3 protein-coding genes are annotated in these 4183 nt (G+C 73.1%); 1 reads left to right on the top strand and 2 read right to left on the bottom strand.

Annotated elements, in window-relative coordinates:
• Positions 1–1703: gamma-glutamyltransferase family protein (locus D471_RS0111770; RefSeq protein WP_017598805.1), on the top strand; the 1703-nt coding region annotated here is incomplete at its 5' end.
• A 366-nt stretch (positions 1704–2069) separates the two neighbouring features.
• Here the strand turns inward: D471_RS0111770 and D471_RS0111775 are convergent.
• Both D471_RS0111775 and D471_RS0111780 read right to left on the bottom strand, forming a co-directional pair.
• Positions 2070–3260 (bottom strand): C40 family peptidase, encoded by a 1191-nt coding sequence (locus D471_RS0111775; RefSeq protein ID WP_017598806.1) that lies wholly within the window; start codon positions 3258–3260, stop codon positions 2070–2072.
• A gap of 165 nt (positions 3261–3425) precedes the next feature.
• Positions 3426–4183 (bottom strand): DNA polymerase (locus D471_RS0111780; RefSeq protein WP_017598807.1); only part of this gene is annotated, 758 nt, incomplete at its 5' end.

Below are 4183 nucleotides of genomic sequence, written 5' to 3' on the forward strand. Positions count from 1 at the left end.
AACGCGGCGGCAACGCCTTCGACGCCGCCGTCGCCGCGGGTTTCACCCTCCAGGTCGTCGAACCCCACCTCAACGGGCCCGGCGGTGAGGTCCCGATCCTCCTCCAACCCGCCGGAGGACCCCCGCGCGTGCTGTGCGGCCAGGGGGTCTCCCCCGCCGCCGCCACCATGGACGCCTTCGCGGACACGGACCTCATCCCCGGCAACGGCGTGCTCGCCGCCACCGTCCCCGGAGCCTTCGACGCCTGGATGCTGCTCCTGCGCGACCACGGCACCATGACCGTGCGCGACGTCCTCGACCACGCCATCGGCCTCGCCGAACGCGGGTACCCCGTCCTGGAGCGGATCGCCGGCGCCGTCACCTCCCTCAGCCCCGTCTTCACCCGGCACTGGCCCGGGTCCGCCGAGGTCTACCTCCCGCACGGCTCCGCGCCCAGGCCCGGGGCCCGCCTGCGCAACCCCGTCCTCGCCGACACCTACCGCACGATCGTCGCCGAGGCCGAGGGGGCCGGTTCCGACCGTGAGGCCCAGATCGAGGCGGCCCGGCGCGCCTGGTCGCACGGGTTCGTCGCCGAGGCCGTGGGGGCGTTCCTCTCCACACCCGTGCCCGACGGGTCCGGGGTACCCCGCCAGGCCCTGCTCACCGCCCAGGACATGGCTGACTGGAGCGCCACCTTCGAGGATCCGGTGAGCGTCACCCACGGCGTGCACACCGTGCACAAGACGGGTCCCTGGGGCCAGGGGCCGGTCATGCTCCAGCAGCTGCGGATCGCCGAGGCCCTGGGCACCGGCCACGACGTCCGCGAGGGGATCAGCGCCGAGTTCACGCACCGGGTGACCGAGGCCGCCAAGCTCGCCTTCGCCGACCGGGAGGGCTGGTACGGCGACCCCGACCACGTCGACGTACCGCTCAAGGAGCTCCTCTCCACCGACCACGCCGCCCGACTCGCCGCCCTCGTCGACGACCGGCGGGCCGCCCCGGCGCCGCGCCCCGGACCGGTCGCCGGGCGCACCCCCTTCACGCCACCCGTGTACGAGCCCGGCACGGCCCCCGGCGACCGCACCACCGGTGAGCCAACGGTCGGCGCCATCGGCGCCACACCGGCCGATCAGCGCGGCGACACCTGCCACGTGGACGTGGTCGACGCGCACGGCAACATGGTCTCGGCCACCCCCAGCGGCGGCTGGCTCAGCAGCTCACCGGTCATCCCCGCCCTGGGCTTCCCGCTCGGTACCCGCGCACAGATGTTCTGGCTCGACCCCGCCTCCCCCAATGCCCTCGCGCCCCGCAAACGGCCACGCACCACCCTGTCCCCCACCCTCGTGACCCGCGAGGACGGCCAGGCGGTCCTCGCGATCGGAACACCCGGCGGCGACCAGCAGGACCAGTGGACGTTCACCGCCCTGCTGCGGATCCTCCACGGAATCGACGACCTTCAGGAGGCGCTGGACACCCCCATGTTCCACACCAGTGCCTTCCCCAGCTCCTTCCACCCGAGGGAGACCGTCCCGGGACACCTGATCGTCGAACCCGGGGTCGGCGAGGACGTCATCGCCGACCTGCTCGGACGGGGACACCGGGTCGAGGTCACCGACGCCTGGACGCTCGGCCGACTGGCCGCCGTGGCACGCGACCCCGACACGGGCGAGCTGCGGGCCGCCGCCGACGCCCGGGGGGCGCAGGGGTACGCGGTGGGACGCTGAACGGGAGGGGAACGTCGCCGAACACCTGGGCGAGGGCCGAACGACACGTGATCGGCGTGCGCCGCGAGGGGGCGCCCGGCCGTGCGGATCCCCTTGCCAAATCGCGCGGGCACTGCTTATGTAGACCCTGTGCGACGGGCCCCGGCGCTGATCCGGTCGTGTGCCCTCAGAACTCAATACCACCGAAAACAGGGTTCGTGCACTGACTCCCCCTCCCTCAGTGACGGCCCTGTCCCCCTCCTGAACCGAGGCCTGCCTTCCCCTCCCGGCTGGGTTCTTCGGACGAGGAGAGACGAGCGGGCCGTGGTGCCACCGGCACGGTGACACCACGGCCCGCTCTCGTCTTCCCGTGGCGGGCCCGCGACCTCAGGTCCGCACCCGCACCGCTCCGGCGAAGTTGGTGGTCCGCACCTCGGTGACCCGCACGTTCAAGCCCGTACGCGGCGCCTCCAGCATCATGCCGTCGCCCAGGTAGATGGCCACGTGCGAGATGTAGTCGGGTGCGGTCGGGTCCGAACGCCAGAACAGCAGGTCACCGCGCTGGGCGTCCTCGAAGTCGACGCGCTCGCCGGCGTTCCACTGGTCGTGGGTGACACGGGGGATTTCCACACCCTCCTGGAGGAAGGCCCACTGGAGCAGCCCCGAGCAGTCGAAACCGCCCTCCGGGGTCTCACCGCCCCAGACGTAAGGCACACCGATCTGGCCCTCCGCGTGCGCGATGACCTGCTCGATCACCGAGGAGGGGACGGCCTCGCCGGGCTCGGCGGGCTCGGCGGCGTCGGCGACCAGCTGAAGGGAGGTCTCCTCCCCGAGGGCGTCCGACAAAGCGTCGTAGAGCGCCCACAGGTCGGCGTCGGGGGCCGAGACCACCAGCGCGTTGCCCTCGGGCATGCCCAGTTCGGCGGCGCGCTCCCGAGAGATGAGGGCGTCGATCCCGGCGATGCCGGAGGTGGCGTGCGTCCACACCTCCAGGTCCACCTCACCGCGACCGCCCGCGACGCTGACCTCGCTGCCCAGGTCGAGTTCGCGCTCGGTGCCGACGGTGTTGGACAGCGCGATGCGGCCCTCGGCGACGCCCTGCCAGATCTCATCGGACTCCGCCGACGGCCTGGGGGCGTGGTTACGGAAGCTGGAAGGGTTGACGCCCAGCACGGAGGTGGGCTCTCCATCGATTCCGACGCGCGCGGCGTCCACGGTCAGGACGTGCTCCACGCCCTCGATCCCGCGGACCGCGGCGACCACCTCACGGGGCAGGCTCTCGGGGGCCACGGCGAAGTACTCGACGCTGCGGGCCTCCCGGAACGGGGCCACGCGGGCGTCGCGCCGCAGCGCTTCGGCGTCGGCGACGTCGGGAGCGGGGGTGGGGGTGGGGGTGGGGGTGGCGGAGCCGCGGGGGTCGACTCCGCTGGTGTTCCGGTGGCCTTCGGCGAGCTGTTCGGCGATGGGAGGCCGGTCCTCCACGATCGGGTCCGCCCACGCGGGGGTCGCCCCGAAGGCGGTGAAGGCGACCGCGAAAGCGGCCGTGGTTCCCGCACATGATCTGAAACGGCTCCGCACGGGGGGATCTCACCCTTTCTGTGTACCGCCGGGAGGGGTGGGGGTACCCCTGGGGTAGCGGGCTGACGGTTGCGTCCGCGTCCAAGAATGGGTGCAGGCGGGTCAGTTTGCAAGAAGTCCACGCCGTCCGTTACCGGACGTGTGACGTCGCGTGTCCGGATTCACTCAGCGTCGCGCGTAGTCCTCCGTGACGACCGTGTCCAGGGGGAAGCGGACCGGGGTGTCTCCGAACAGGATGGTCCTGGTGCGGGCCTCGGCCTCGGCGACGGCGGCGAGCGTCTCCTCCGTCAGATCCCGGGGGACGTGGAGGACGACCTCGTCGTGGACGAAGAAGACGATCCCGGCCCCCTCCGGCAGGGACGGCAGACGCTGCCGCAGCGCGGCCAGCAGGACGAGCGCCCACTCGGCGGCCGTGGCCTGGACGACGAAGTTGCGGGTGAACCGACCGTGGGCACGACGACGGCGGTCCCCGTCGGGGCCGGACACGGCGGTGGACCACGCACGCGGGGCGGGCGAGGTCCGGCCCAGCCACGAGCGGACGATCCCACCGTTCTCGCCGGTCCGGGCGGCCTGATCGACGTACTCCAGCGCTCGGGGGTAGAGGCGTCGCATGGTGCGCAGCAGGGGCGCGGCGTCGCCGGAGGTCTGGCCGTACATCGCCGAGAGCATGCCGATCTTGGCCCGATCCCGGTCACCGCCCACGTGTACGGCCAGCCGGGCGTAGAGGTCCTCCTCGGCGGCCGCGGCCGCCAGGGCGTCATCCCCGGACACGGCGGCCAGGACGCGGGGTTCGAGCTGTCCGGCGTCGGCGCGCACGAGCACCCAGTCGGGGTCGGACCGCACGGCCGATCGGACCGCCCTGGGGATCTGGAGGGCACCGCCGCCCCGGGTGGCCCACCGGCCGGAGACGACACCGCCGACCA

Origin of the sequence: Nocardiopsis lucentensis DSM 44048 (assembly GCF_000341125.1) — a bacterium.
Classification (GTDB): Bacteria; Actinomycetota; Actinomycetes; order Streptosporangiales; family Streptosporangiaceae; genus Nocardiopsis; species Nocardiopsis lucentensis.